The sequence below is a fragment of the Streptomyces hainanensis genome (assembly GCF_004348415.1).
GTDB classification, from domain to species: Bacteria; Actinomycetota; Actinomycetes; order Streptomycetales; family Streptomycetaceae; genus Streptomyces; species Streptomyces hainanensis.
Genome location: NZ_SMKI01000917.1, coordinates 1 through 632, shown reverse-complemented (window position 1 = coordinate 632; position 632 = coordinate 1). Strand labels below are relative to the sequence as shown.

Annotated in this window: 1 protein-coding gene; it reads left to right on the top strand. The window is 75.6% G+C overall.

What is annotated here, in order from left to right:
• Window positions 1–155: 155 nt before the first annotated feature.
• Window positions 156–632 (top strand): sigma-70 family RNA polymerase sigma factor (locus E1283_RS36800; RefSeq protein WP_132822457.1); only part of this gene is annotated, 477 nt, incomplete at its 3' end.

The following is a 632-nucleotide window of genomic DNA, read 5'->3' as shown; positions in this document are numbered from 1 at the left end:
CCCCCACACCCTCCCCGACCGGGCCGCGACGGCGGCCCTGCTGCACCGCCTGGCCCGCGCGGCCCTCGCCGCGGCCGCGGACGACTGATCCCGTCACATCTCGGCCGCGCCACGCGTCAGGGTGGTGACGGCACGAACGACGGGACTGTGACGGCATGCACGACGAGGAACTTCTGGCTCGCCGCTTCGAGGCGGACCGCGACCACCTGCGGGCGGTCGCCCACCGGATGCTCGGCTCGCGCAGCGAGGCGGACGACGCGGTGCAGGAGGCGTGGCTGCGGCTGAGCCGCGCCGACACCGGCGACGTGGTCAACCTCACGGGCTGGCTGACGACGGTGGTGGGGCGGGTCTGCCTCGACATGCTGCGCTCCCGCTCCGCGCGGCGCGAGGAGCCGCTGGAGGGGGCGACCGGCGTGGACGCCGGCGCCGATCCGGAGTACGAGGCCATGTTGGCCGACTCGGTGGGTGTGGCGCTGCTCGTGGTGCTGGACACGCTCTCGCCGGCCGAGCGGCTGGCGTTCGTGCTGCACGACATGTTCGGGGTGTCCTTCGACGAGATCGCCCCGGTCGTGGACCGCACGCCGGCCGCCGCCCGCCAACTGGCCAGCCGCGCCCGCCGCCGCGTCCAGGGC